This is a genomic window from Vibrio sp. Vb1574 (genome assembly GCF_033338675.1).
In genome coordinates this window covers 172,097-197,514 of the sequence record NZ_JAWOTC010000004.1, presented here as the reverse complement: position 1 = coordinate 197,514, position 25,418 = coordinate 172,097, and the positions used below count along the sequence as shown (strand labels likewise).

Below are 25,418 nucleotides of genomic sequence, written 5' to 3'. Positions count from 1 at the left end.
AGTTAACCTCTTACAATCACGTTAAGTTGGGTGTTTTCGCTTGCGTATTGCATGGCGCTTTCTAGCAGTTCTGGTTTGTTTAATGGCTTGTCAGAACACTCGTAAGGCATATCGAGCAAGCGGTATTTATTGATGCCGAGCGTGTGGTACGGCAGCAAGTGAAGTTCTTGGCAGCTTTCTAGTGAAGCCGCAAAATCGATGATGTCTTTCAACTCTTCGATGGTGTCATTGAACCCCGGCACCACTGGAACGCGAATCACAATGCGTTTCGCGATAGGTGCCAGTTTTCGGAAATTGTCTTTGATGCGTTTTAGTGAACCTTTCGCCCAGCTAAGAAACTTTTCTTCATCGGTGTGTTTTAAATCCGCCAACCAACAATCGATATGCGGCGCGGCTTTTTCGACGTTCTTCCACGGCACATGCATGCACGATTCAATCGCAGTCGAGACTTGGTTGTCATGCAGACGCTGTGCGAGTTCTGCCACCAAATCCGCTTGCATGAGTGGCTCACCACCGGAGAATGTCACGCCACCTTGGCTTTGGTCATAGAAAGGTTTGTCTTTCATTAAGGTGTCGAACAACATGTCTGATTTCGCCTCTTCACCGCAGACAGTCAGTGCTTGCGTAGGACAGACGTCTCGCAGCGCGATCAGTTGGTCTTCTTTGATGGCTTTGCGATTGATGATGATCTGGTTGTCGATACGTTGAATACCATCACCCATCATTTCACTACCCGCTGTAGATTGAGTTGTGGCTTGATAAGCAGAAACGCACAGCTGGCAACCTTCCATACAACTTCGCTGATCAAATAAGAGTGAATGCTTTTCGCTGCGGCTTTCTGGGTTTTGACACCAAGGGCAAGACAAGCTGCATCCTTTAAGAAAAAGAATGGAACGAATGCCATCGCCATCATGGGTAGAGAATCGTTGGATATTGAAATACATCTCTGCTTGCCTCTTGGTTTGTGCTACTGCTGTGTACCTAATTCGTTTCTTTTGCTCGTTGAGTCTTATGAACAGCTTTTGTGTTTTCTAACTGAAAGCTTCATTTGAGCGTTTACAAGTTTCACTTGACTTTCATTTAATGAAATTATTATGGTTTCAAATGAAATTTCAATTGATCAAAATCAAGATCTCGTTCGATTGTCAGATCTATAGTGATCCCATCATCAAAACGAAGATTTTGTTTAAGGTAGAAACCATGATTGAACTTTATTTAGATACTGCTGATGTGGCAGAAGTAAAACGCTTTAACCAGTGCCTACCGCTAAAAGGCGTGACGACAAACCCAAGCATTTTGGCGAAGTCAAAGCAGGGACTGAATGAAACCCTCGCAGGTATGCAAGAAGCACTTGACGGGACACCTCGCTTTCATGCTCAAGTCGTGAGTTCAACCGTCGAAGGCATGCTGGCAGAAGCGCGCCAACTTTATGAATTGCCTTACGATATGGTGGTAAAAGTGCCAGCAACAGAAACGGGCTTAGCAGCAATTAAGCTAATGAAAGAAGAGGGAATTCAGGTTCTTGCTACCGCTATCTATTCAGCTCAACAAGGCTTCCTTGCAGCACTGTGCGGTGCAGACTACCTAGCACCTTACGTAAACCGCATTGATGCGATGAACGGCAACGGTGTTGAAGTGGTCGCGGATCTTCAATTGTTGCTCGATCAAAACCAACTACCAGCGAAGATTTTGGCAGCCAGTTTCAAAAACACTCAACAAGCGATGGAGGTGATGAAACTAGGCATCGAAGCCATTACATTGCCAACCGATGTGGCGGCACAAATGTTCGCTCACCCAGCAGTAAAACCGGCGGTTGAACAGTTCGATAAAGACTGGAAAGAGACGTTCGGCGATAAACTTTCATTTGAAAGCTAATTAAAAGTAGCAGCTAGATGTCTTAGTTAGGGTCTATTGAACTTTCATGGTTAAATTTTGTTCGAGATAAAAGCGTTTTAATCGCGGCGAGAGGTTTGCCGCCTAGTCATTCTAAGCAATTACCTCTCAACAAAGAGTAAAACGCTTTTAGCCGAACCCTTCGGGCAGCGTTTGTGGTTCATTTCTACTTCATTACCGGCTTATCAGTTACACCAACTACATTTCAAATGTCTCTGCCTCATATAAATTACCCACAAACAGCTGCAAAAATCAGCTTGAAAGCTCAATAGACCCTATTAATAAAGGGAATCTTAACTCACCCTGTGCGCCGGTGAGTTTGAGATTCCCTTTTGTATTTCATATAAAGAGGTGAGGTTTACAGCAGTTCTCTATTGGTAAGTGACCAAAGGTACACACGCTTGAGTAAACTGATTTTGAGCCTCTTACGAATACCTCGTTTGGAATTGCGGAGTCGGTTTGGTAGCGCAATGGCTTTCATCTCGGCTTTCATTTCTTTTCCATCCACCAACACAGTAGACCTCCGATGCAATAAGCCAGCAGATCTTTCCAATCAAATGTGGCGCCCAAAATTACAGCCAGAGGCGATGAAGATTCGATACCAAGCCAAACTACAACCTGTAACAGTTGCCCTAACTCAACAGCAAACGCAATCAACACCACCAATGAAACCAGCCAGTTAACGGGCATGGAGAACAAGCTTGCAAGAAAGTAGTAGAGCCAAACCACAACCAGAACATCACCAAATGTCGGGCGAATAAAGCTGTCTCGAACATAGAGCGCAATAACAACCAATGTGATAAAACACACCAAGCTTTTCAGTCCATTTTTTGCAGAAAATTGCAGGCGGATAGCAGACGTCTCTTCCACCATATAGCTTGGCTGCCCAGTGAGAACTGCTCGCTTAAACGTCTTCATGATTCGCCTTTGCACTTTCTTCTGCTTTCTTATTTCGTGCGTACCAGTCGATGTTGCGTGTAATAACCATAGTGAAACTCAAAATCGCGAAACACAGCAATGTCCCCATAACCAATGCGTAGCTTTCTGCTTGTAGCAAGCCAAACAGTAATCCGTAGAGAGTGAGCAAACACGCTCCGAAGATCGCGCCGTGTTTGGTGTTGCTCAACATACCGCTCACGTAAACACTTAAAAGCCCCGTCGATGCGACTGCTGACACCACATATGCCCAGTTAAAGCCGAGGTGTTCACTCATCGAAATCAGCAACAGATAGAAAAGTGCTAAAGCCAGACCAATAAAGCCGTATTGCACTGGGTGAACCGGACGCGCTTGGAACAGCTCCAGTAAGAAGAAACTCGCAAACACTAATGTGATAACCAATAGTGAATAGTTCACAGCTCGGTGGGATTTCAAGTAGTGGTCCACGGGATCAATCAAATCTACGCCCATTTGTCGCTGTTCAAGCTCGTGACACGCATGATTCGATGACAAACAGCTTTGGAACAGCTGCGCGATATTGGTAGAGAAGTTGTTGCTCGCCCATTGTGCGTTAAATCCATCTTCAGATACCTCTGACGACACTGGTAAGTAATCACCGATAAAGCTTGGATGCGCCCATGCTGAAGAGAGCTCAACTGTTGTTTGACTACCAATTGGTGTGACTTGAAGCTGTCCCATCCCTTGTAGCAAGAAGTTAAGATCGAATGCCAAAGGTTGCTCTATGTTCAGGTCAGCGAGAGTCAGAGCACTATGGAAGCCTTGTGGTAACTGATTTAACCCCGTTCCCGGTGCGACTTCGATGTCAGCACTCGCCATGGTCATGTCATCCAAACGAATCAATCCACGGCTGTCTTCAATGCCAACCACTAGGCTCATGTTTTCAATATCAAGCCCCTGCAACGCCGCGAGATCGTCTGCATCAAAAGTGCCTTTCAGTGCCACTTGTGCTTTGTATAAACGCGCACGGTAAATACCTCGGTATTTTTCAAAACTGTCCAGATTCGCGCTCATATCAAAAGTGCTAGGTAGGAGGAATTTACGACGCTCTTTAATCTGTACTTTGTCATCTCGGTAACTGGTTTCGGTGTAGTTAACCATGATGAATGGACCAATGATGCGCTGTTCGCCGCTGCTGCTGCGTGCGATGTCGTTTCTGACTTCATCTTGGCGATATGAGCGTTCTGAGATCAGCTCTGTGACCATTGAAAGCGGGATTTGCAGTAAGACAAACAAAAACAGCACGAAGGCGAACTTCGTGCCGAGTTGGTTATTGAGGATCTTTTTCATGTTTCATTCTCCATTTGCTGATGGGAGTAATCTAAATCAGCAATTTGGAGAACGAATGGAGCTAATGTGGAGTTTCTATGGAGTTGGTAAAATCAGGGTCACTTTCACGCCAGAATCGACGTTTTCAACTTGTAACTGACCTTTGTGCAGCTTGATCACTTGCTCAACAAAATTCAGCCCGAGCCCAGTGCTCTTAACGCCATTTTCCCGAGCTAGGGAGTAGAAGCGTTCCGTCAAACGCGACATCGCGTAGTCGGGAATGTGAGGACCTGAATTGAAAATCGACAGGCACACTTTCTCTTTCGCGACCTCAGCTTTCCATTCAATGCATCCCTCAGAGTGGACAAAATCCAGCGCATTGTCCATCAGGTTAAAAACGGCTTGTTTCAGTAAGAAGGCATCACCAAGCACGGCTTGGTGGTCATCAATTTGGATGTTGGCAATCACCGACTTTGCACTCAAACGCGCATCCGCCGATTCAACCACTTCATTGACCATTTGTTTTAGCGAGATAGCTTCGACTTGTTCTAGTTCAGGGCGCTTTTCAAGACGAGCCAGTTCTAGCAGCTTATCAATCAATGACTGCATGCGATCGCTTTCTCGCTCAATGTTGCCAGCAAAGCGTGTGACCTTTTCTTCAGGCAATGGCATTTGCAATATTTCACTCGCGCCTTTAATCGCTGATAACGGACTTTTCAGCTCATGAGTCAGCGTCTGTACGTACTCTTCCACATATTGTTTGCCATCGAGCTGATTGCGCATTTTCTCTAATGCGTCGCTTAGCGTGCCGTACTCGTAAAAGATACGAAATGTTGGCTTAGAGACCTTTTCACCCTCACCCATTTTGGTCGCGTAGTCTTCTAGCTTGTTCAGTGCCGAGTGAATTCGCCAAGCAAACAATGCCCCTGCCAATAGCACTAAACCACTCATCCACACCATCCAAAACAGCACATTGCGTTTAGAAAGATCGATGAAGGGTTGTACTGAGCGATTGGATTTTGCCACCGTCACGCTGCCAATGATTTCGCCTTTGTGATAAATGGGTGCAGCAACGTGCATAACGGTTGAGAGCGGATCTTTCGGGTCTTCGATGGTACTGCGCGCGCCGTATTGACCACGCAACGTGAGATACACATCGTTCCATTGCGAGTAGTCTTTGCCTACGTCTTGCTGCCAAGAATCCGCAATCACAATGCCTTGTTTATCTGTGATGTAAATTCGATGGTTGATCGCTTTTTTGCCAATTTCCCAAATGCGCGCTTGGGGTTCTCGCTGCCCATAAGCCGCTAGTAGTTTGGAGAAGCGACTCTCAGACAACTTTCCGTTCGCAACATCTTCTTCTGCCAATACCGCAAACAAGTTCGCCATATCCACCAGCGTCTCTTCGGTGGTTTGGCGCACGGTTGGCTTAAGTTCTTGGACAACGGTTTTGCTCACCATGTAAGCCGTCATCCCGACTAAGATGAAGTAGAGAAAAAACAGTCTGAGTCCAAGTGGGATCTTCGGCCAGCGATTCATCATTCACCTTTAATGCAGTAAAAGTAACCAAAGCCACGCTTGGTACAGATGCGTTCAGACATCTCAAACGGCTTCAACTTATGGCGAATGGCTTTGATGTGGGTATCGATATTGCGCTCGTATGCAGCCTCTGGCGCCATGTCTGCCGCGACCATGAGCTGCTCTCGGCTCAATACATTGGAAGAGACGGAAATCAGCTTATCGAGGATCTTAAATTCCACCGCAGTTAACCCAAGCATTTGTCCACCGACACCGTAGTCGAAGTTCTGCGCAACCAAATCTTGACTAAATTGAGGTTGTTCTGGAACAGCTACAGGCTCTGGTTTGTGCTCCATCATTGGCGCTTTAGCTTTGATTCGAAGTTTAATGCGAGCCAACATTTCGCGCGGGCTAAATGGCTTAGTCACGTAATCATCCGCGCCAATCTCCAAGCCCACGACGCGGTCAATTTCATCGCTTCTTGCGGTGAGAAAGATAATGGGGATATCAGAAAACTCACGGATGGTTTTGCACAATTCAAAACCATTGCCATCCGGTAAGCCTACGTCTAAGACAAGTAACGCTGCGGAGTTGTGCTGTAAAAAAGCTAAGCCCTCTCCTGCTGTTGCAAACCACTCTGCGTGGTAGCCATCCATCTCTAATACATGAATCAGGTTCTCTGCGATAGCAGATTCATCCTCGATAACAAGGACGGTGGGTTGTTCGCTCAATGTCTTAGCCTCATTGACGGTGTTTATCTTTATGTTGGTATTATCACTTAATTTGGGGCCAAGGCTAGTGGATTGATGCAGCAAAGGCGCAGTTCGTGGATAATACTAATCAAACACACTTCTATTCAGCATAATAAATTTATCACTTAGATTAATGAGTCACCACAATTGTGAATACAATGATTTCAACCATTGATATGAACAGTGTTCATTTTAAACTCAAGTTATCAATTCGATTTTATTTAAAGGACAGTCACTGATGAAAAGAGCGCTAATCCCCCTGGCTTTACTGACTTTGCTCTCAGGTTGCGCCAGCATGTCTCCGGATGAGTGCAAAACGGCAAACTGGTACAACGTAGGTTATCAAGATGGCCGAGATGGCAACGATCCAAACATTATCAATAGCTATACCGAAGACTGTGGTGAAGCGGGTGTGACACCCGACCGAGCGAAATGGAAAGAAGGCTTTGATAAAGGCACTATCCAATATTGCTCACCAGACAATGGGTACACTGTCGGTATCGAAGGCAAAGAATATTACGGTGTATGCAGCAGCAAAGAGTTTATTGAGAACTACCAGTTGGGTCATCAAGAATATCAACGCCAGCAACGCATCCAACAAATCGATACTGAAATCTCGGTCATCGATAATCAGCTTGATGGCAATCCAGACAAAGACAATGCCAAGAGACTGAAAGAGAAGAGAAAGCGATTGGCTGACGAGCGTTCAAGCCTCCTATCGCCAACCATCAACTTGAATCTGAATTTCTAAATCGATTGGATTTGGCTTCTAAAAATTCATGGCCCTAGCTCAGTTCTAGGGTCATAAATTGACTGTTCGGATCGAGTTCGTAATCCCCGAACGGCTCGCAGTACACAAAGCCATGCTTTTCATACAACAGGCGCGCTGGTTTAAAAAACTCCATCGAGCCCGTTTCTAAACTCAAGCGCTGCAAACCTTTTTGCTTCGCTTGCTCAATCACATGAATCAATAATTGAGATGCCACACCTTGGTTTCTTGCCGTAGGCGTGGTGCGCATGGATTTCAGCTCCGCGTGTTGGTCATCCAACTCTTTAATCGCCGCACACCCAAGCAGTTGCTCACCTTTCCATCCGGTCCAAAATGTCACTTCTGGCGCTTTGAGCTTATCTAAATCTAACGCATGCACGCTTTCTGGTGGTGACGTGGCGTACATGTCCTGTAAATGTCCTTCCAACAGCGCTATCACTTGCGGCCGTTCTAAATTGTCGATTTCAATCCTCATCTTTCCATCCTTGGTTTTTCCTAGCTAAAGCGGCTGTCTCATAATGTGCTGCGGTCCAACGGGGCCGCCGTGGTAAAGCTCATTGGTATCTTCAAACCCTGATTTTAAATAGCACTGATAAGCGGGTATGTTGCGGCAATTCACGGTGAGATAAAGCGCATCAAACTCGGGATAATGGCGTTTGGCGAAATCGGCAAACTGTTGAATGGCTTGCTTGGCGATGCCTTTGCCTTGATAACGGTGATCCACCAGCAAAGCACGCACGCCTAAACTGTTTTTCGGGCAAAAATCGTATTTCTCGCTGTAAGCTGCATCAAATAGAAAAAAGCCAACCACGTCATCGTCTGCCAAAATCAGATGCGGAAGTTCTGTAGGTTCAAGACATGTAAGCATTTCACCCACATCCGCGACCGTAAACTGCGATTGCTCTTCTAGCACGCTAAGTTCGCAAGTTTGTTTATGTCGCTCAGGCGAATACTTTTCAATAGTAATCATAATCTTCCTTGTTGTTTTTATGCTCAATTCATACAGGGTATGTCGTAAATAGAAATACCTAGTGTCGTATTTCCCACTCGCAGGCAAACGTTTAGCACTCTATTATCCTCACCATTCGATAGAGAGGTTTCCATGTCCCGTTTTTTACTTTGTAGTTTTGCACTCGTTTTACTCTACCCTACTGCCATTGATTTGTATCTTGTTGGTTTGCCTCAAATTGCGTCAGATCTCAATGCCAGTGAATCTCAGTTGCATATTGCGTTTTCGATCTATTTAGCTGGCATGGCTACCACCATGTTATTCGCGGGGAAAATTGCAGACTCTGTGGGACGAAAACCTGTTGCCGTCGTCGGCGCGATGATCTTCGTGCTCGCATCCTTTCTCGGCGGGATGGCTGAGCACCCAAACACTTTTTTGATTGCTCGCTTTTGCCAAGGCATCGGGGCTGGATCTTGCTATGTCGTCGCATTCGCGATTTTACGCGACACGTTAGACGATGAACGCCGCGCGAAAGTATTGTCGATGCTCAATGGCATCACCTGTATCATTCCAGTGATCGCACCCGTGATTGGTCACTTGATTATGCTGAAATTTCCTTGGCCGAGTTTGTTTACCACAATGGCAGGAATGGGCATTCTCGTCAGTGTATTGGCCATTTTTGTTCTCAAGGAATCACTACCCGGCCAACAAGGTGAAGAACAGACAGCGCCAGAGAGCCATCAAGAGACTTTCTTCGAGCGATTTTTTATCAGTAGGCTGATCATTACTGCGCTTGGAGTGACCACCATTCTGACCTTTGTTAACGCTTCACCAATTGTCGTGATGAGCATGCTTGGTTTTGATCGCGGCGGCTATTCTTCCATCATGGCAGGGACTGCGACGATCAGTATGTTGATTTCGTTCTCGGCGCCATTGGCATTGGGGATTTTTAAGCAGCGAACCTTAATGATCACCTCTCAAGTATTGCTCGCTTGCGCAGCCATCGTGCTCAGTGCTGCCCATTTCCATGATGGACAATCTCTTTACTATGTATTCGGACTTGGGCTGATTTGCGCTGGCTTCGCTTGTGGCTTTGGCGTGGCCATGAGCCAAGCGCTCAGCCCATTCTCTCAACAAGCTGGCGTGGCGAGCTCGTTACTGGGCATTGCTCAAGTTTGTAGTTCAGCGTTCTATATTTGGTTTATGGGTTTCATCGGCGTTAGTGCTCTGAATATGTTGGTGTTTATCTTAGTGTTAGGTAGCGTAATCAGCCTTGCTCTAATACTATTGATTCCAAAGCCTGTTCACGATACCCATTATGAAGAAATCCCTAGCGCGACTTGACTTAAACTTACTGTTCACTCTGCAATTATTGCTGCAAGAACAAAGCGTCTCGAAAGCCTCAAAAAAGCTGAACGTTACGCCCTCTACCGTAAGTAAGTCGCTCAACAAACTTCGTCATTGGTTCGATGATCCTTTGTTTGTCAAAACACCTAAAGGTCTTGCGCCAACGCCTTTGGCGCAAAGCATGGAGCAAGATCTTGCAGAATGGCTGCAAATTGGCAGCCAAATTGCAGAAAAACGCAGCGATATTACGCCTAAAGGAGTGCGTTTTGATATCACGATTGAGTCGCCATTAGTGCTCACAGTGCTGGACAGACTCATCGTCGCTATCCACCAGCGATACCCTGAAGCGAAAGTAAAAACCAGTAACTGGGATTACGATTCACTCGACGCCATCATTCGAGGAGAGGCGGATATCGGTTTTACCGGCCGAGAAAGTCACCCGAGATCGAAAGAGTCGTTGGATCTTCTGCCGTATTTCTTGGATTTTGAGATTCTATTTTATGACCTGCCGATGGTGTATTTACATAAAGATCATCCGGCATTACAGCAAGAGTGGAATCTCGAGACCTTTCTGAGCTACCAACACATCAATATTGTTTGGGAAAAAAGTGAAACTTGGGCGTTGGATGAAGTATTAACGGAACTAGGGCTACAGCGCTCTATCGGGCTGACGATGTCCAACTTTGAGCAATCCCTTTTTATGGCAGCGCAGCCGACGCATGACATGATCACCACCGCGCCGCACTATTGCATAAGTTACATAGAAAAGCTGCATCTCGATTTGGTGTGCTTGCCAATTCCGTTAGACCAAGCTCAACAAGACAAGTTACTGATTCCATTTACCATGATTTGGCATAAACGCAATGCGTACAATCCCAAATTGCTATGGTTTAAAAACACCATTAAGTCATTGTACAAACAACCTTCCCAACCACAGTTAGACTCAGGCTAAGGTCAGGTTTTCTCTGGTTATTTTTAATGACTTTCTTGCTCTGATAGCTATAACTAATCACTTTATCAACTAATAAAAATGTTCTTTTGGATCTACACTAGCTGTTCATTTACACGCTAAGGATCAAGGATGTCGACCTTTTTACTCACTGCCATTGCAATGCTGGCGTTCGCTGCCAATTCATTATTGTGTCGAATTGCCTTGGCAGAAGGGTTAATTGATGCAGGAAGCTTCACGCTCGTTCGATTGATATCCGGCGCTGTTATCTTAATCGCAATGCTTGTCGTGAGAGGTCAGTGGAAAACCGATCGGCCAACTTCTCGCTTTCGCTTTTTTGCTGGCGTGGCGTTATTTGGTTACGCTGCCCTTTTCTCTTTCGCGTACTTACAACTGGCGACAGGAACCGGTGCTTTGCTTTTGTTTGGTGCCGTGCAACTTACATTACTGGCGATCTATTGGTTGCAAGGTGAGCGCTTTCAGTTTCTCGAAGTCATCGGTATCGGTCTTTCAATTGTTGGATTTGTTTGGTTGATGTTGCCATCTGCCACTCGCCCCGATATTAGCTCTGCACTTCTTATGTTGATTTCTGGCGTTTGTTGGGCTGCGTTTACTGCGCTCGGTAAACAAGCGCCTTCTCCAAGTAGTGGCATCACGTGGGGATTCATCGCTGCATCAATAATTGGCGTGCTCCTTTCGCCATTAATCTTGTCCTCAATCCAACTTTCTTTGAGCGGAGTGTTGCTCGCTATCGCATCTGGTGCCATTGCCTCTGGCCTTGGTTATACACTTTGGTACCAAGTCGTACGTAAGCTCTCTTTACTTCAAGCCGCCGTCAGCCAACTTTCCGTGCCAGCCATTGCTTTACTACTCGGCAGCATCGTACTCCACGAGCCTCTTTCACTGCATACTCTTTTAACCAGCGGCATCATTCTTGGTGGCATCGCTTTGGTTTTTTTATCTCGATCCAAAAAAACAAACGAACAATCGGCAAGCCGATAAAAAGTAATAACTTTCCCTCTCAAATACCCATTCATCATCTATGCTTTTTAAAGCAGTAAAGCTCATTGCAGATGGTACAAGTGGTCTGCTTTGGTACCAGGCGAAGAATATAAGGTGAGAATTGGCTCACACAATGCAGCGATTTTGTTTCAAAAGTGAGAATCATCACAGATCGCGAATTTGCTCGTTTTAGGCGTTTCACCAATAACGCCAAGGGCTAGCACGAGATCAAGCCAAATACGCACTTTTTGTTTTGACAAAGGGTTTACAAAGCACACTTTTTCACCCGCTATATTCCGCCCCCCGAATTTATTCAGAACAATATTCTGATTATTCATATAAGAAATTCATCAATTTATAACGATAAGCCTGAGCAAACTTTGACACTATGAACGACAAAATAAAATTCGCTATTAAAGTATCGCTTAGCCTGACTCTGGCTTATCTGATCCCGTTTGCCATGGGTTGGCCGCAAGCATCGACGGCCGCAACCACAGTGATGCTGATTGCATCCACAGGCAGTCGTCGTGAATCACTCGCCAAAGGTACCTTACGCGTGTTTGGTACGTTGGTTGGCGCCGTCGTTGGCTTGTTACTGGTGGGATTGTTTGCTCAAGACCGCTTGTTGTACATGCTGAGCGTGTCGGTTGTGGTCTCATTCATTTTTTACTTCCGTAATGCCTATCAAAAAGATCCTACGCTACTCATGCTGACCGGTGTGATGACGTTGATGATGTCCAATGGCGGTGACGCAGAAGGTGCGTTCCTTTATGGCGTTGACCGCGCCTATATGACGGTGTTTGGGGTGGTGGTTTACACACTCGTGGGGACTTTCTTATTCCCGACCAAAACAGAACAAAACCTAAGGCAGCTCATCGAACAACTCAACCAAGCACAACGCGCGTTGTTCTCCGCTATCTTGCAAAATTTCGAGCAAAAATCGGCAGGGCAAATCTCTCCTCAAGAAGACGGAGAAGAAAATCCAGAAGCGGAAGAGCCACAACCTAGCGTGGACACTCTCATCGAACAGATGTTTGCCGCTCAAAATGCACTCGAACAGCGCTTTGCCACGGTCAGTGTGGAATGCAGCGACGTGTCGGCCTACATGAAAGAGTGGCGCTTGGCAGTTCATTTGAACAAGCAGGTAACGCAACAATTGACCGTCGCGGCGCACAGCCACTTTAGCCACCAGCAAGACCGTGAAAGCATCAGCAACTTTGATCAAGCCGTGGCGGAAATTGACGCGCTATTTGATACTTGCCAACAAGTCTGGGACAAAAAAGAACCCGCTTATCGTGCTCAGGAATTCAAAGTCAAATACAACCAAGCGTTGCTAGAAGACGCAGCTCACCTAGAGAAAGGCTCTGCGCTTACGCTTGGTCACCTGTTGGAGCTGATGCATCAAAACTTGTCGCGTTTAGCGGAGAGCATTAGCTGTATTGACTCTGTGACGAACAATGTCTCCTTTGACGTGCCACTGCCGAAACCGAAAAGCAAGTTTCTATGGTGGGACGCAGAAAACTTTAAAACTGCGGTCAAAACCTTTGTTACCTATTGGGTTGCAGGACTGATTTGGATTTATTTCAATCCACCAGGCGGCTACTCATTCGTGGTCTTCTCGACCATGTTTATGTCTTTGCTGTCGTTCGTACCTGTGCACCCGATATTGTTACTTGTGCTGTTCACTTTCGGCTTCTTGTTCGCGGTACCTTCTTACGTCTTCATTCTTCCGCAATTGGATCTCGGATTAGAACTTGGCCTGTTTATCTTTATCTACACCTTTATCGGCTTTTATCTGTTTAACGGGCCAGTGACGATTTTCTATATGATTGGCTTGTTTGTTCTTGGTTTAGACAACAACATGTTTTATCACTTCGGGATCCTCATGACGATCATGCTGTTGTTCTACATGGTGGTGTTCATGATTATTTTCGCGCACTACTTCCCGTTTAGCTCACGACCAGAACACCTCTTTTTGACCATAAAAGAACGCTACTTCCGACATACCCGAGAGCTGTTCACTACCTATCAACAGCAGTCTAGCTCGGTTATTACGCCGCTCAAACGGGCCTTACACTTGGTGACGCTCAATGACTCATCGAAAAAGCTCAAAGTCTGGGGTTCGAAAATCAACCACAAACACTTTGATAAAACCACGCCAGAAGCGATTGGCGCGTTTAGCAAAGCGTGTGATGTACTCAGTAATCACATCAACATCTTAATAGCCGCCGAGAAAAAGTTGATGACCAATCCACTAATTACTCAGCTTCGCCAACAGCACCGCGATTCCATCATTCCTTTGATGGCGGGCGCTTTAGCCAGCCATCAAGCAACACAAGAACTCGACTCCGTATTCGACCAATACAGTCAGGATTACCAAACATTCGAAGATAAACTGGAAGATTTTTTTAGTGAGTTGGATTTATCTGACTACGCTTATTCAGAGATAGCCGGTTTTTATATCTTGCTGAATTTAAAACGGAACGTGTTCGAAGCAATCAAGCATTGCAAGCAAACCTACGAGGATATCGATTGGGTGAACTTACAACAGAAGCGTTTTTAAAGGTGGGGATATGATGCTTCCAAAACTAACCAAACCAAGCCTCGCCATACTTTCTTTGCTCGGACTCAGTGCGTGTACCACGGTAGGACCAGATTATGTTCATCCAAAGCAGGCGCCACTGCCAAGTGACTGGTCGGTGCAAAAAGCAGCCAAAGATACGCAGCAATCAGAGCAACAGCTACAACAATGGTGGCAGCAATTTAATGACTCGACTCTTAATCAGCTGGTTGAGTTGGCGAGCAAACAAAACCTCGATTTAGAAGCCGCAGGGCTACGAATTGTCCAAGCACGTTCATTGCTTGGTATTTCGACTGGCTTGCAATACCCACAAGTTCAAACCGTGTCAGGAAACCTAGCGCGTGCCTACGTAAATGATCAGGGCGTGAATAACGCCACTTTGTCGTTTGATGCTGCTTGGGAAATGGATGTTTGGGGCAAGTATGCTCGCGGTATTGAGTCGGCAGAAGCGGGTTACTACGCATCCATCGCATCGTATCACGACATCATGGTCACCATAACCGCCGAAGTGGCGCGCAATTACATCAACTATCGCACATTCCAAGAACGTATTTTGCTGTCTCGCCGCAACATAGAGATTCAAGAGCGTGTCGTCCGCATTACACAGGTGCAGTTCGACTCTGGCAACGTTACAGAATTGGACGTTCAACAAGCTAAAAACCAACTCTACACCACCAAAGCAGCGTTACCGAGCCTCGAAGTGGCAATGAAGCAATCACGTACTGTGTTGGCTTTGCTACTGGGTCTGTTACCAGAAGAAGTAGATCGACTGCTACAGTCGGATGGGATGCACAAGCAAATCGCTGAGTACGAAGCCCAGTTCAAATCGACGGGCAGAAAATCGGCGCTATCGGGCACCGACGAGCGTTCCATTGTGCCACGTCCACCGCTTTTGGATACGCAAGTGGATGCTAACTTAGTGATGCGACGTCCGGATTTGCAAGTCTCTGAGATGCAAGCTCGCGCGCAAAGTGCGCAGATTGGCGTGGCAGAAACCGCTCTGTACCCAAGCTTTTCGTTGTTCGGTTCCATCGGTATCGACAGTACGGTTCCCGATGGCAGCAGTTTCAGTTTTAGCGATTCGCTCACCATGGTGGTTGGCCCAACGTTCAGTTGGAACATTTTCCAATACGGGCGCGTGAAAAATAACATTCGTTTCGAAGATGCTCGCTTCCAAGAAACGCTGACGAACTACAACAAAAAGGTACTGCAAGCCGTTAATGAAGTCACCAATGCAATCGAAGCGTATGACCTGTATTTGCAGCAAAAAGATTTACGCTTGCAATCGGTCAACTCTTCCATTCGTGCGTTCAACATATCCATGACACAGTACGAAAACGGACAAATTTCATTCGAACGTCTGCTTAACTCGGTAGAAAAAATGACCCGCGCAGAAGACAGCTACGCAACGATCAAAGGTAATGTTGCGAACCAAGTTGTCGCGCTCTACAAAGCCCTCGGTGGAGGCTGGCAAACCCAAACAGGTAAACCTTTCATCAGTGAATCGATTGCCACGCAGATGACAGAGCGCACTGACTGGGGAAGTTATTTAAATGAAGAAAACCGCGTATTGCCGCCTTTGCGACTCGAAACTCCGGCTGAGACCAGTGATGAAAACAAAACGGAGGATCGGTAATGCCTCATGAACTCTCTTGGGGAGACGTTTACTTTTCTCCTACGCTACTCGTGCTCTTTCTCGCCGTCACGGCCACGTGGATAACGGTGATGATATTGAACAAGACACGTTTGTCTCGCTTCATCGCTTTTCCGTCTCTGACGTTTATTGCCATCATGGTCGGTTATGTGGTGGCCATCGACAGCTTTTATATTCAATTTTAGGTGCCAAACAAGATGAAAAAACTATTCGTAATCGCACTCAATCTTGTCATTCTTGGTGGCGCAGCTTGGCTCGGCTATCAAAAGTTTGAGGAATACTTTAATAACCCATGGACACGAGATGGGCAAGTGCGTGCTAACGTCATCAAAGTGGCTCCTCGCGTATCAGGCCCAATTGTAAATGTCGCGGTGCAAGACAACCAAGAAGTAAAAATGGGGGATTTACTGTTTGAAATCGACCCTGCGACTTACCAGGTTGCGTTATCTCAAGCCGAAGTAGCACTGGAGCGCTCCATTGTTAGCTCTCGCGGTAAAAAAATCGAATATGACCGCTTAAAAGACATTCGTGCCAAAGACCGTGGCGCAGTTTCTCATAAGGATCTGATTCGTCGTGAAATCGCTTACGAAGAATCGCTACTGCAAATCAAATCTGCAGAAGAACAACTAAAATCAGCACGCCTTAACCTCAGCTTTACCAAAGTTTATGCGACCGTCGATGGTTTTGTATCTAACCTCGATATTAGAAACGGTACGCAAGCGGTCGCAAACCAACCACTGCTCGCACTGATCGACAAAAACAGCTTTTGGGTATTTGGTTTCTTCCGTGAAAACCAACTTGCGCAAATCGAACCTGGCAGCCAAGCGCGTGTCACTTTGATGTCTCACCCAGACACGCCAATTGACGCGACGGTTGACTCGATTGGTTGGGGTATTGCGCCCAAAGACGGCACGGTCGGCTACAACCTTCTTCCAAACGTAAACCCTGTTTTTCAGTGGATTCGCCTAGCACAACGTATTCCGGTGCGAATCTCCCTACAAGAACTTCCTGAAGATGTTGATCTTCGATTCGGGCTTTCTGCGTCCATCATGGTGATGAAAGAGTCATCCGCAGAAAGTGAACAATAACTAAGTGAGAAGAGCCATGGTCATTGGTAAAAACCTCAAAAATATTAATGAAGAAAACAACTTCTTCTATCTAACCTTAGCACTAGTGATTTTGTTGCTAGGGAGTGCGATGGCACAAGTCGTAGGTGAAGGGACGATTGAACACATACTTCAGGCTTTCACGGTTCTGACGTTTATCGTCTGTTTTGCGAGCCTTCGCTTTGACAAAACCTGGTCTCGTTTCCTCTACAGCCTGTTTGGTGTTTGGGTTCTTGTGATTGTGATCAAGACCGTTTTCGACATCAGAGAGATGAATGTGGTGATGCTTGCCCTCACCTTTGCGTTCTTTTTCGGCACTTTTAAATCCATCGCAAGACAGATTCTTTTCACCGGCCATGTCAACAGCAACAAAGTCATTGGCTCGGTAGCGCTTTTCTTGCTACTTGGTCTGATGTGGGCGATTGCCTACCTCATTCTGCTTGAGTTTTCGCCTGAAGCCTTTACCGGTATGGAAGCGATTTCTTGGGGGCAGAACTTCTCCAATGCAGCGTATTTCAGTTTCGTTACCTTAACCACGCTCGGTTATGGCGACATTAGTCCTCTAACACCACTGGCTCAAGTCGTGGTGTATTTAGAGGCCATCACAGGTGTTTTTTATATGGCGATTGTTGTTTCAAGTCTCGTCAGTTCTAACATTGATCATCAGGTAAACAAAAATGGATAAACAATCGGTAAAAATCGACAGTAAGCTTTTCATCAGTAATATGGTGGAATCAGCAATACGCATTGGCTTGATCTTTGTCTTGCTGATGTTTACGTACGACATCATCAAACCCTTCATACTTCCGGTTATTTGGGGCGCTATTATAGCCGTCGCTTTAATGCCGCTTACCCAAAAATTGCAGCGTGTATATGGTGGTCGCAGAGGTCTGGCAGCCACAACCATTGCTTTACTTGGTATTGCCCTCCTTGTCACGCCACTTGTTATGGTATCAGGCTCCATTGTGGATGGTGCAACGCACGCGCTTGAAGTACTACAAAATGGTCAAGTGAAAATACCAGGGCCAAAACCTTCCGTAGCGGATTGGCCTATCGTGGGTGATAAGCTCTACGAAGTGTGGACCCTATTCGCTACTAATCTTGAGCAAGCGATTCAAACCTTTATGCCACAAATAAAGGCAGGACTCACATCTTTACTGGGTACACTGGGGGGCGTATTGGGAAGTTTACTGCTTTCAATCTTGTCACTTGCTATTGCAGCAGGTTTCATGACGTACTCTGAATCTGCGGCATCAGGCCTAAGAACCATCGCGATTCGTACCGCTGGTGAAAACGCAAAAAGCTGGACCACGCTTATCGCAGCGACAATTAAAAGCGTACTGCTTGGCGTAGTCGGTGTAGCGGCGATTCAAGCACTGTTGATCGGTGCTGGTTTCTTCGTATTTGGCGTTCCGGCAGCAGGTTTACTCACACTGCTTCTAATGATCTTATGTATCGCTCAGCTCCCGGCGTTGCTCGCAGTGCTACCTGTGATTGGCTTCATGTACATGACCCAAGACACCTCAACAGCAACCATGTTTACTGTTTGGGTCGTAGTTGCGGCTCTTTCTGAAAACCTGTTCAAACCAATGTTAATGGGACGTGGCGTCGACGTGCCAATGCCTGTGATTCTGCTCGGTGCCATCGGTGGTATGCTTTTCTACGGCATCGTTGGTCTGTTCTTAGGTGCCGTTATCCTAGCAATTTGGTATGAGTTATTTGTTTGGTGGTTGAGCATTGAGAAAGCACAACAGCAAGAAGAAATGGCAGAACAACAAGACGCTTCTGATGACCAATCAGAACCTGGACACGGTGCTGGCATTTAATAAATCAATAAGTTAGAAAGAAATTTAATCTATAACTTATGATATCAAACCGCTGCATTTCAGCGGTTTGATTCTATTTGGATCACAGTTTCGTCGTAATAAATGCGATAAAAATGACGTTCTTGTTAAATTTTCATACTTATTACACTTGGGAGTTGCAATCGGGCAATGAACGATGCACTCTCGATGACCACTAATTTGCTTAGGATAAAAACAATGAAATTGATCAAGCCTTTAACTTGTGCGCTTGCTCTCGCAATGAGTGGCATGGCATTCGCAGATGTAACCGTGAGTGTTCCTGACAACGTTTCAGTATTGGCGGCTAACGGTGAAAAAGCAGATCTTTCGGGTGGTTTTTTCGCCTCTGAAAGAACACTGACGTTACCTGATGGCCTTAACCAAGTCGTATTTCGTTTCGCCCCTTACTTCAACCAAGGTAATGACCGTTTAAGTGTTGAAAGCGATGTTATCGTTACACGATTTGACGCGACCAATGCCGAACTCACTCTACAAATGCCAGAATACCGCAACCTACGTGATGCGGAAGAGAAGATCAAAGACTTAGATTGGAAACTGGTTGATGATTCAGGCAACGCAATCGCGGTTGACCAGGACAAGTTGCTCAAACCGGGTATGCAAATCGGTCGTGATTACGTACGTGAAATCGAAGATTATAACCAAGCTGGCGGTGCAGCAGCCGTGGCTTTTGCTGGCGCAGCAACCATGCAGCCAGTCACGCTTCCTGCAAAGGTTCCTGCGGATATGAAGCAAGTGAGAGCAACTGCGGTTAAAGCGGATTCGACAGCTGAAGAGATGCTGCACTTCTGGTACCAAAAAGCAGACGCAGAAACCAAAGCTCGCTTTAAGAAATATGTTAATCAACAGTAAATCTGGTTAACTTTATCGATATTAAAAAAGCCACTTCACGTGGCTTTTTCGATCAAAAAATTAGGAAACTTGGACAACTTTAGTATTGGCGATCAAGTCATGCAACAAACGTCGCTCCGGATGAAAGAACAACAATGCCAAATTTACCAACGGGATCCCCGGAATGAGCATCTCCAGTAAGTAGCTAATAACAAGCCTTAACCCTGCTGTAACTTTCGTTGCCTTACTATCATTTTTCATTACAACTTTAATACCAATCATGCGCATACCAATGGTTTGCCCATGACTCAATGCATTCCAGTTGATCATTAAAACCGTTGGTAAAGAAAGCAAGTAAAACGCCTGAGTTTCACGAACAAGCGTGAGGTTATCTGCTAAAGAGAGCTGAAAGTCGTTAAGAAAAGAGTTAATACTCAATGCAATTATTAACACGACCACCATCGTAAAGAGCAGGTCGATAAAACCAGCAATGATTCTCTGTTGCTTGCTCGCGATAAAAGCATACATGGACTTCAGTCACCTCAATGTAATTGGTTAAGCGAGAATGACTGAGTGTACAGACGCGCAATGGTGAGCGCAGTTTAGGTATTGCCAACATAATATTCAACTAAGAACATACTAAATCGCGGTCGTATCTCAAAAGTAATCATTACATCTTGAGCATAACCGTATCAATTTAACAAAACGCTACCAGTAACGTTCGTAAATGATATTTCCCCCAGTTTGATGGCGATACTTTTCCAAGCCTAGCTCTTGTAAAACGGGCACGGTATCTTTGATCATTTGTGGATTCCCACACATCATGACAAAGCTACGCTGAGCTGAGAATGGCGCATCAGCGGCGTTGGACAGTAAACCCGATTCGATGAGTTCAGGAATTCGGCCTTGTAATTTACCATCAACCACTTCCCTGCTGACTATCGGTATATACTTTAATCTGCCTTCATATCGTTGCTGAAGCTGTTCAATTAGGTATTTATAAACCAGATCTTTTTCGAAACGAACGGCATGAACCAGCACAATGCGCTCATTGTGAGGCGGTAAGTTTATATCATCCAGCAGCGATAAAAACGGTCCAATCCCCGTACCTGTAGATAGCAGCCACAGGTCATGAGCCTGTTTAGGAATAGAATCATGGATTAAATCGCCATGTGCGGTGGCACCGACATAAATGCTATCACCAGATTTAAGCTTTTGGAGCCGTGGAGAAAGTTGTCCTTGAGGGTCGGCTACTATTAGAAATTCCAACCAATCGAATTGCTCGCTTGGCGCATTAACCACAGAGTAAGCACGGCTGATCGGCTTACCTTCATCATCAAGCAAAGCAAGCTTGGTGAATTGGCCAGCTTTAAATGAAAGAGGCGCGCCAGATATTCTCAAACTGAACAGCTCACCTGTCCAATCAATGCGTTTCTCAACTCTTGCGAGGTTGAAACCTTTGAGTTCAATCATGAGACACCTCCTATCTGGTTACTCTTAGTTAAACTTACGCCTTCAACTCGATTATGTAAAGTTTCTAGTTTACATAATCAAACCACTATTTCATTTCACATTTTAAAAACAATTTTATTACACATTAAATGATTACATCTAGAATAAATGCTCAAAGTGATAAGTCGCGTCGCAATTTGTGGCAAAGCAGATGAAAAAGGAGCAATAAAAATGGACACACTGTTAAAGGACTTTCCCGTTATCACAGAGATAAAAGTCGCATGGGGTGAAATGGATGCTCTGCAACACGTTAATAACGTGGTCTATTTTCGCTACTTCGAGACCGCACGTTTAGATTACTTCAACAAAATTAACCTGCTGGTCGACCTGCAGACCTCGCAAATTGGACCAGTACTGAGCGAGACTCAATGCCGCTACAAATTGCCTGTTACTTACCCAGACACGCTATTAGTCGGTTCTCGCGTAATCGACATGCAAGAAGATCGCATCACAATGGAGTACCAAGTGCTGAGTAAGAAGTGGGGTAAAATTGCGACCATCGCGACCGCCACTGGTGTGATGTTTGATTTTAAGAACAACGTTAAAGCTGCGATTCCAGATCACGTTCGCCAGTCGATTTTAGACTTGGAAGGAACCGTGGGTAGTACGCATCATTTGGAGTAGCAAGAAACGAGAGATTAAAGGCGAGGTTCCCGACAGCGCTTCTTCATAGCTATCGGGAATGATGCTGAGGTACCATTCCAGCCCGCGTGATAAGAAAACTAGCGTCATTTTAATGAGCCTAAAGTGAATCATTCGAAACCTCGCTAAACGTAACAGTAGAGCGACTCTTCCAGCCTACGCGATAAGAAAAGCTGCGTCATTCTAGCGAACCAAAGCAAGACTAAGAATCTACATACCGCTTGCTGCAGACCATAAAGCTATGAATAAACTCAATACAATCTGAGAGTAGATTCTGAATCACGCTCGTTCCTCGCGGTTCAGAATGACGGTTCGAGTTTGGCTCTGATCTCTACAAAACCATCTAAAAAAGCGATTCCAGAAGAACCTAAGTGAGTCACTCGGAATCTCGCTTTAGACGCATCAGCAGAGCGACTCTTCCAGCCTACGCGATAAGAAAAGCTGCGTCATTCTAGCGAGACTAAGAATCTACTTACCGCTTGCTGCAGACCATAGAACCATGAATAAACTCAATACAATCTGAGGGTAGATTCTGAATCACGCTCGTTCCTCGCGGTTCAGAATGACGGTTCGAGTTTGGCTCTGAGCTCTACAAAACCATCTAAAAAAGCGATTCCAGAAGAACCTAAGTGAGTCACTCGGAATCTCGCTTTAGACGTATCAGCAGAGCGACTCTTTCAGCCCACGCGATAAGAAAAGCTACGTCATTCTAACGAGCCAAAGCGAGACTAAGAATCTACTTGCTGCTTGCTGCAGACCATAGAGCTATGAATAAACTCAATACAATCTGAGGGTAGATTCTGAATCACGCTCGTTCCTCGCGGTTCAGAATGACGGTTCGAGTTTGGCTCTGACCTCTACAAAACCATCTAAAAAAGCGATTCCAGACAAGCCTAAGTGACCATCCGAAATCTCGCTTGAGACGCATCAGCAGCGCGACTCTTCCAGCCGACGCGATAAGAAAAGCTGCGTCATTCTAGCGAGCCATAGCGAGACTAAGAATCTACTTACCGCTTGCTGCAGGCCATAGAGCTATGAATAAACTCAATACAATCTGAGGGTAGATTCTGAATCACGCTCGTTCCTCGCGGTTCAGAATGACGGTTCGAGTTTGGCTCTGACCTCTACAAAACCATCTAAAAAAGCGATTCCAGATAAACCTATGTGACCATCCGGAATCTCGCTTTAGACGCATCAGTAGGGCGACTCTTCTAGCCTACGCGATAAGAAAAGCTACGTCATTCTAGCGAGCCATAGCGAGACTAAGAATCTACTTACCGCTGCTGTAGGCCCATAGAGCTATGAATAGACTCAATACAAGCCTGAGGGTAGATTCTGAATCACGCTTTAAACGTAACAGCAGAGCGACTCTTCTAGCCTACGCGATAAGAAAAGCTACGTCATTCTAGCGAGCCATAGCGAGACTAAGAATCTACTTGCCGCTTGCTGCAGACTATAGAGCGGTTAGCAGAATGTCTCGATGTACAGCGCTTCGACTTTGTCTCTTGCCCATTGCGTTTTACGCAAAAACTTCAGAGAAGATTTGATCGACGGATCTTTCTTAAAACAGTTCACTCGAATGCGCTCATACAGGCCATTCCAACCAAAGTGTTCAACTAGTCGGGTGACGATTTTTTCTAAACTCAACCCGTGAAGTGGGTTATTCGGCTGCTGTTGGCTCATGCTATTGATCCGGTAAAGTGAAGTTTCGCGCTAATCTAACTCAAACTCGCCGTGCAACCTAATGTTTTAACCTTGAATTGGCCTACGACTCTCCCCTATAGTAGCCCAAACTTCTTAAAAGCCCTTTTCATTATGAAAGCCCTCAACGACCTCAATATTTTTGTCGAAACCGCGCGCCAAGGCAGCTTTTCAAAAGCCGCTAACAGCATGGACATGACACCAGCCGCCATTAGCGCATCGATTAAGCGTCTTGAAGGGCAAATCGGTTTCCCGTTGTTTGTGCGTTCCACCCGAAGCCTGCGTTTAACCTCAGAGGGCGAACTGTTTTTAGACAAAACCACGCAAGCGTTGGCAACATTGCAAGAGGGGTTGGATCAGATCTCAAGTGCGCGCGGGGAGTTGTCTGGTCAGCTGCACATTACTGCACCCTCCGATTTTGGTCGCAATATGTTGCTCGATTGGGTGGATGAGTTCATCGATCTCTACCCAAATGTTTCCATTAAACTAGAGCTGTCCGATAGCTTGACGGATATGTACACCAAGCCTGTCGATATTGCGATTCGCTACGGCGAACCGGCCGACTCCAATCTGGTCGTATTGGCATTGTGTGGGTCAAACGAACGGATATTATGTGCATCGCCAGAGTACGTAGCTACACATCCAGAACTCGCCTCTCCTGCCGATTTAACGCAACACAACTGCTTGTGCTACATGGTCGCGGATTCGGTCTACAACAAATGGACGCTCACGCGTGGCAGCGAGAAAGAACAAATCGTGGTCAGCGGTAACTTGTTGAGCAACGATAGTGACTTGCCACACCGGTTAGCGATCAAAGGCAAAGGCATTGCGAATAAATCATTGATGGACATTAGCCGAGACTTAATCGAGGGAAGATTGGTGCGAGTGTTACCAGAGTGGGATTGCGGCCCAGTACCGCTCTACATGGTGTGCGCCGATCGTCGGTTACTAACGCCAACGATTCGGACTTTCCGCGACTTTATCCAACAAAAATGCTGCCAGCAACGCGCCAACGTGCTGGCAACCTTCTGTCATTAGGCGATAAATCGAAGAGGACGAATCTGGGTATATTCAACCCAATCGTTCTCTTCTAATGTTTCAAGAAACGTCGCCATGTGCGGGCTTTGCAAATGCTTATCCAAGGCCTCTTGCGATGCCCAGATTTCTTGGAACATAAATAGGCCTTCAACTTTCTCGTCAAGATACAACTCGTATTGGCAACAGCCTTCTTCTTTGCGAGTTGGCTCTAGTAAGCCAGAAAGCAAATTCGCCACCTGATCCTTACGGTCTGGATAGGCTTTAACTTCTGCGACTAAGTGGATCATCGTTTTATCACTCTTTTGCGATTTATATATTGATTACAGGGTTCTACGTAACCTGCAAGTAAGCTTGAATTAGATCTCGGTGAATACGGTTTCTGCGTCCCAGCGAGACTTTGGCGTTTTCGCGTTGAAGTCATCTTCCGCGTGGTAGCCAAGCGGCACGATTACAACGCTAGTGTAACCTTTTTCACGCAAGCCAAATTCTTCATCCAGCACTTTTGGATCAAACCCTTCAATTGGCACTGCATCAATTTCTAGCGTCGAAGCACCCAACAGCAACGTACCTACGTTGAGGTAAACTTGTTTCTCCATCCAATGGTTTGCATCTTTCAGATCAAAACGGTGCATGTTCACAAAGTAGCTACGACCACCGCGTACAGCCGCTTTCGCTTCTTCAGTTGGGAATCGACCATCTTTTTCTTCTTGCACCATTAGCGCTTCAATGTAGTCGTTATCAATGCCTGTTTTCGCACAAAACACCAATACGTGAGAAGCGTTGAGAATCTTCGCCGCGTTAAACGCGTAATTCTCTTGCGCCGCTTTAGCGATGCGCTGTTTGCCTTCTTCTGTGCTTGCCAGAATGAAATGCCAAGGCTGGGAGTTCACACTCGATGGACTAAAACGAATCAGCTCTTTAACTGCGTCGATTTTTTCTTGAGATAGCTTGCGCGTTGAGTCAAACACTTTCGTTGAGTAACGAGATTTTGCAGCTTGTACGATATCCATGAGGTTCTCCAATTAATGAATTTAAGCTGTGTAACAGCATAACCTCATGAGATAAAGGGAAAAACCGATTTCGATTAA

26 protein-coding genes are annotated in these 25,418 nt (G+C 45.8%); 14 read left to right on the top strand and 12 right to left on the bottom strand.

Going from position 1 to position 25,418, the window contains the following annotated elements:
• Positions 1–2 precede the first annotated feature (2 nt).
• Entirely contained in the window at positions 3–944 is a 942-nt protein-coding gene (locus tag R7O12_RS04955; protein ID WP_033906693.1) for a glycyl-radical enzyme activating protein, read from the bottom strand.
• Between the two features lie 256 nt (positions 945–1,200).
• Here R7O12_RS04955 and R7O12_RS04950 point away from each other — a divergent pair, with 256 nt between their 5' ends.
• On the top strand, positions 1,201–1,875 hold the full coding sequence (locus tag R7O12_RS04950) for a fructose-6-phosphate aldolase (protein WP_258474840.1): 675 nt from the start codon (positions 1,201–1,203) through the stop codon (positions 1,873–1,875).
• A gap of 507 nt (positions 1,876–2,382) precedes the next feature.
• On the opposite strand, the gene R7O12_RS04945 is transcribed toward R7O12_RS04950, so the two are convergent.
• The 4 genes from R7O12_RS04945 to R7O12_RS04930 form a co-directional block, all read right to left on the bottom strand.
• Positions 2,383–2,811 (bottom strand): DUF2809 domain-containing protein, encoded by a 429-nt coding sequence (locus tag R7O12_RS04945; protein WP_238967398.1) that lies wholly within the window; start codon positions 2,809–2,811, stop codon positions 2,383–2,385.
• Positions 2,798–4,138 carry a cell envelope integrity protein CreD gene (gene creD, locus R7O12_RS04940; protein WP_258474839.1) on the bottom strand — a complete coding sequence of 447 codons (1,341 nt, stop codon included), beginning with the start codon at positions 4,136–4,138 and terminating at the stop codon, positions 2,798–2,800. The genes R7O12_RS04945 and creD overlap by 14 nt, the downstream gene beginning before the upstream one ends.
• A gap of 75 nt (positions 4,139–4,213) precedes the next feature.
• Positions 4,214–5,656 carry a two-component system sensor histidine kinase CreC gene (gene creC / locus R7O12_RS04935; protein ID WP_318125670.1) on the bottom strand — a complete coding sequence of 481 codons (1,443 nt, stop codon included), beginning with the start codon at positions 5,654–5,656 and terminating at the stop codon, positions 4,214–4,216.
• On the bottom strand, positions 5,656–6,366 hold the full coding sequence (locus tag R7O12_RS04930) for a response regulator (RefSeq protein ID WP_318125669.1): 711 nt from the start codon (positions 6,364–6,366) through the stop codon (positions 5,656–5,658). Before R7O12_RS04930 ends, creC begins: the two co-directional genes overlap by 1 nt.
• Positions 6,367–6,625: 259 nt before the next feature.
• Here R7O12_RS04930 and R7O12_RS04925 point away from each other — a divergent pair, with 259 nt between their 5' ends.
• Positions 6,626–7,138: a DUF2799 domain-containing protein gene (locus R7O12_RS04925; protein ID WP_005374970.1), complete on the top strand. Its 513-nt coding sequence runs from the start codon at positions 6,626–6,628 to the stop codon at positions 7,136–7,138.
• A gap of 34 nt (positions 7,139–7,172) precedes the next feature.
• Here the strand turns inward: R7O12_RS04925 and R7O12_RS04920 are convergent, their stop codons facing one another.
• Together R7O12_RS04920 and R7O12_RS04915 are read right to left on the bottom strand one after the other, a co-directional pair.
• Entirely contained in the window at positions 7,173–7,631 is a 459-nt protein-coding gene (locus tag R7O12_RS04920; protein ID WP_005386911.1) for a GNAT family N-acetyltransferase, read from the bottom strand.
• Between the two features lie 24 nt (positions 7,632–7,655).
• Entirely contained in the window at positions 7,656–8,126 is a 471-nt protein-coding gene (locus tag R7O12_RS04915; protein WP_085569396.1) for a GNAT family N-acetyltransferase, read from the bottom strand.
• A 132-nt stretch (positions 8,127–8,258) separates the two neighbouring features.
• Between R7O12_RS04915 and R7O12_RS04910 the strand changes: the two genes are divergently transcribed.
• From R7O12_RS04910 to R7O12_RS04865, 10 genes are all read left to right on the top strand, one after another.
• Positions 8,259–9,449, top strand: a complete 1,191-nt coding sequence (locus R7O12_RS04910) for an MFS transporter (RefSeq protein ID WP_318125668.1) — start codon at positions 8,259–8,261, stop codon at positions 9,447–9,449.
• Entirely contained in the window at positions 9,424–10,404 is a 981-nt protein-coding gene (yidZ, locus tag R7O12_RS04905) for an HTH-type transcriptional regulator YidZ (RefSeq protein ID WP_203345573.1), read from the top strand. Before R7O12_RS04910 ends, yidZ begins: the two co-directional genes overlap by 26 nt.
• A 129-nt stretch (positions 10,405–10,533) precedes the next feature.
• Positions 10,534–11,403: a DMT family transporter gene (locus R7O12_RS04900; RefSeq protein WP_203345572.1), complete on the top strand. Its 870-nt coding sequence runs from the start codon at positions 10,534–10,536 to the stop codon at positions 11,401–11,403.
• Between the two features lie 388 nt (positions 11,404–11,791).
• On the top strand, positions 11,792–13,966 hold the full coding sequence (locus R7O12_RS04895; RefSeq protein WP_318125667.1) for an FUSC family protein: 2,175 nt from the start codon (positions 11,792–11,794) through the stop codon (positions 13,964–13,966).
• Between the two features lie 10 nt (positions 13,967–13,976).
• Positions 13,977–15,620 (top strand): TolC family protein, encoded by a 1,644-nt coding sequence (locus tag R7O12_RS04890; protein WP_033906682.1) that lies wholly within the window; start codon positions 13,977–13,979, stop codon positions 15,618–15,620.
• Positions 15,620–15,823, top strand: a complete 204-nt coding sequence (locus R7O12_RS04885) for a DUF1656 domain-containing protein (RefSeq protein WP_005374946.1) — start codon at positions 15,620–15,622, stop codon at positions 15,821–15,823. Before R7O12_RS04890 ends, R7O12_RS04885 begins: the two co-directional genes overlap by 1 nt.
• A gap of 12 nt (positions 15,824–15,835) precedes the next feature.
• The gene (locus R7O12_RS04880; protein ID WP_053350008.1) at positions 15,836–16,726 is read left to right on the top strand and encodes an HlyD family secretion protein; all 891 of its coding nucleotides are present in this window, start codon (positions 15,836–15,838) and stop codon (positions 16,724–16,726) included.
• Positions 16,727–16,742: 16 nt separating this feature from the next.
• Positions 16,743–17,429: a potassium channel family protein gene (locus R7O12_RS04875; RefSeq protein WP_017634413.1), complete on the top strand. Its 687-nt coding sequence runs from the start codon at positions 16,743–16,745 to the stop codon at positions 17,427–17,429.
• Positions 17,422–18,570: an AI-2E family transporter gene (locus tag R7O12_RS04870; RefSeq protein ID WP_005386936.1), complete on the top strand. Its 1,149-nt coding sequence runs from the start codon at positions 17,422–17,424 to the stop codon at positions 18,568–18,570. Before R7O12_RS04875 ends, R7O12_RS04870 begins: the two co-directional genes overlap by 8 nt.
• Positions 18,571–18,786: 216 nt before the next feature.
• A complete protein-coding gene (locus tag R7O12_RS04865; protein ID WP_017634411.1) occupies positions 18,787–19,458 on the top strand; it encodes a DUF2057 domain-containing protein in 672 nt (223 codons plus the stop codon).
• Positions 19,459–19,518: 60 nt separating this feature from the next.
• Here the strand turns inward: R7O12_RS04865 and R7O12_RS04860 are convergent, their stop codons facing one another.
• Together R7O12_RS04860 and R7O12_RS04855 are read right to left on the bottom strand one after the other, a co-directional pair.
• Positions 19,519–19,965 (bottom strand): RDD family protein, encoded by a 447-nt coding sequence (locus tag R7O12_RS04860; RefSeq protein WP_025768614.1) that lies wholly within the window; start codon positions 19,963–19,965, stop codon positions 19,519–19,521.
• A gap of 180 nt (positions 19,966–20,145) precedes the next feature.
• Positions 20,146–20,910, bottom strand: a complete 765-nt coding sequence (locus tag R7O12_RS04855; protein WP_005374935.1) for a ferredoxin--NADP reductase — start codon at positions 20,908–20,910, stop codon at positions 20,146–20,148.
• A gap of 210 nt (positions 20,911–21,120) precedes the next feature.
• Between R7O12_RS04855 and R7O12_RS04850 the strand changes: the two genes are divergently transcribed.
• Positions 21,121–21,573, top strand: a complete 453-nt coding sequence (locus R7O12_RS04850) for an acyl-CoA thioesterase (RefSeq protein WP_005374933.1) — start codon at positions 21,121–21,123, stop codon at positions 21,571–21,573.
• 1,482 nt (positions 21,574–23,055) lie between these two features.
• Here R7O12_RS04850 and R7O12_RS04845 read toward each other — a convergent pair.
• Positions 23,056–23,274, bottom strand: a complete 219-nt coding sequence (locus R7O12_RS04845) for a VF530 family DNA-binding protein (protein ID WP_025768615.1) — start codon at positions 23,272–23,274, stop codon at positions 23,056–23,058.
• A 132-nt stretch (positions 23,275–23,406) separates the two neighbouring features.
• Between R7O12_RS04845 and R7O12_RS04840 the strand changes: the two genes are divergently transcribed.
• Positions 23,407–24,330: a LysR family transcriptional regulator gene (locus tag R7O12_RS04840; protein WP_005374928.1), complete on the top strand. Its 924-nt coding sequence runs from the start codon at positions 23,407–23,409 to the stop codon at positions 24,328–24,330.
• Here the strand turns inward: R7O12_RS04840 and R7O12_RS04835 are convergent.
• Positions 24,327–24,617 (bottom strand): putative quinol monooxygenase, encoded by a 291-nt coding sequence (locus tag R7O12_RS04835; protein WP_017820150.1) that lies wholly within the window; start codon positions 24,615–24,617, stop codon positions 24,327–24,329. The genes R7O12_RS04840 and R7O12_RS04835 overlap by 4 nt on opposite strands.
• A gap of 69 nt (positions 24,618–24,686) precedes the next feature.
• The gene (locus R7O12_RS04830; protein ID WP_017820149.1) at positions 24,687–25,340 is read right to left on the bottom strand and encodes an oxygen-insensitive NAD(P)H-dependent nitroreductase NfsB; all 654 of its coding nucleotides are present in this window, start codon (positions 25,338–25,340) and stop codon (positions 24,687–24,689) included.
• Between the last annotated feature and the right edge of the window lie 78 nt (positions 25,341–25,418).

Coding starts and splice junctions, on each gene's coding strand:
- R7O12_RS04855 (WP_005374935.1), bottom strand. CDS start 20,910: ATGATTGAACTCAAAGGTTTCAACCTCGCAAGAGTTGAGAAACGCATT.
- R7O12_RS04835 (WP_017820150.1), bottom strand. CDS start 24,617: ATGATCCACTTAGTCGCAGAAGTTAAAGCCTATCCAGACCGTAAGGAT.
- R7O12_RS04890 (WP_033906682.1), top strand. CDS start 13,977: ATGATGCTTCCAAAACTAACCAAACCAAGCCTCGCCATACTTTCTTTG.
- R7O12_RS04885 (WP_005374946.1), top strand. CDS start 15,620: ATGCCTCATGAACTCTCTTGGGGAGACGTTTACTTTTCTCCTACGCTA.
- R7O12_RS04840 (WP_005374928.1), top strand. CDS start 23,407: ATGAAAGCCCTCAACGACCTCAATATTTTTGTCGAAACCGCGCGCCAA.
- R7O12_RS04900 (WP_203345572.1), top strand. CDS start 10,534: ATGTCGACCTTTTTACTCACTGCCATTGCAATGCTGGCGTTCGCTGCC.
- R7O12_RS04910 (WP_318125668.1), top strand. CDS start 8,259: ATGTCCCGTTTTTTACTTTGTAGTTTTGCACTCGTTTTACTCTACCCT.
- R7O12_RS04845 (WP_025768615.1), bottom strand. CDS start 23,274: ATGAGCCAACAGCAGCCGAATAACCCACTTCACGGGTTGAGTTTAGAA.
- R7O12_RS04850 (WP_005374933.1), top strand. CDS start 21,121: ATGGACACACTGTTAAAGGACTTTCCCGTTATCACAGAGATAAAAGTC.
- R7O12_RS04950 (WP_258474840.1), top strand. CDS start 1,201: ATGATTGAACTTTATTTAGATACTGCTGATGTGGCAGAAGTAAAACGC.
- R7O12_RS04915 (WP_085569396.1), bottom strand. CDS start 8,126: ATGATTACTATTGAAAAGTATTCGCCTGAGCGACATAAACAAACTTGC.
- R7O12_RS04880 (WP_053350008.1), top strand. CDS start 15,836: ATGAAAAAACTATTCGTAATCGCACTCAATCTTGTCATTCTTGGTGGC.
- R7O12_RS04870 (WP_005386936.1), top strand. CDS start 17,422: ATGGATAAACAATCGGTAAAAATCGACAGTAAGCTTTTCATCAGTAAT.
- R7O12_RS04860 (WP_025768614.1), bottom strand. CDS start 19,965: ATGTATGCTTTTATCGCGAGCAAGCAACAGAGAATCATTGCTGGTTTT.
- creC (WP_318125670.1), bottom strand. CDS start 5,656: ATGAATCGCTGGCCGAAGATCCCACTTGGACTCAGACTGTTTTTTCTC.
- R7O12_RS04875 (WP_017634413.1), top strand. CDS start 16,743: ATGGTCATTGGTAAAAACCTCAAAAATATTAATGAAGAAAACAACTTC.
- R7O12_RS04865 (WP_017634411.1), top strand. CDS start 18,787: ATGAAATTGATCAAGCCTTTAACTTGTGCGCTTGCTCTCGCAATGAGT.
- R7O12_RS04920 (WP_005386911.1), bottom strand. CDS start 7,631: ATGAGGATTGAAATCGACAATTTAGAACGGCCGCAAGTGATAGCGCTG.
- R7O12_RS04925 (WP_005374970.1), top strand. CDS start 6,626: ATGAAAAGAGCGCTAATCCCCCTGGCTTTACTGACTTTGCTCTCAGGT.
- R7O12_RS04830 (WP_017820149.1), bottom strand. CDS start 25,340: ATGGATATCGTACAAGCTGCAAAATCTCGTTACTCAACGAAAGTGTTT.
- creD (WP_258474839.1), bottom strand. CDS start 4,138: ATGAAAAAGATCCTCAATAACCAACTCGGCACGAAGTTCGCCTTCGTG.
- yidZ (WP_203345573.1), top strand. CDS start 9,424: ATGAAGAAATCCCTAGCGCGACTTGACTTAAACTTACTGTTCACTCTG.
- R7O12_RS04955 (WP_033906693.1), bottom strand. CDS start 944: ATGTATTTCAATATCCAACGATTCTCTACCCATGATGGCGATGGCATT.
- R7O12_RS04945 (WP_238967398.1), bottom strand. CDS start 2,811: ATGAAGACGTTTAAGCGAGCAGTTCTCACTGGGCAGCCAAGCTATATG.
- R7O12_RS04895 (WP_318125667.1), top strand. CDS start 11,792: ATGAACGACAAAATAAAATTCGCTATTAAAGTATCGCTTAGCCTGACT.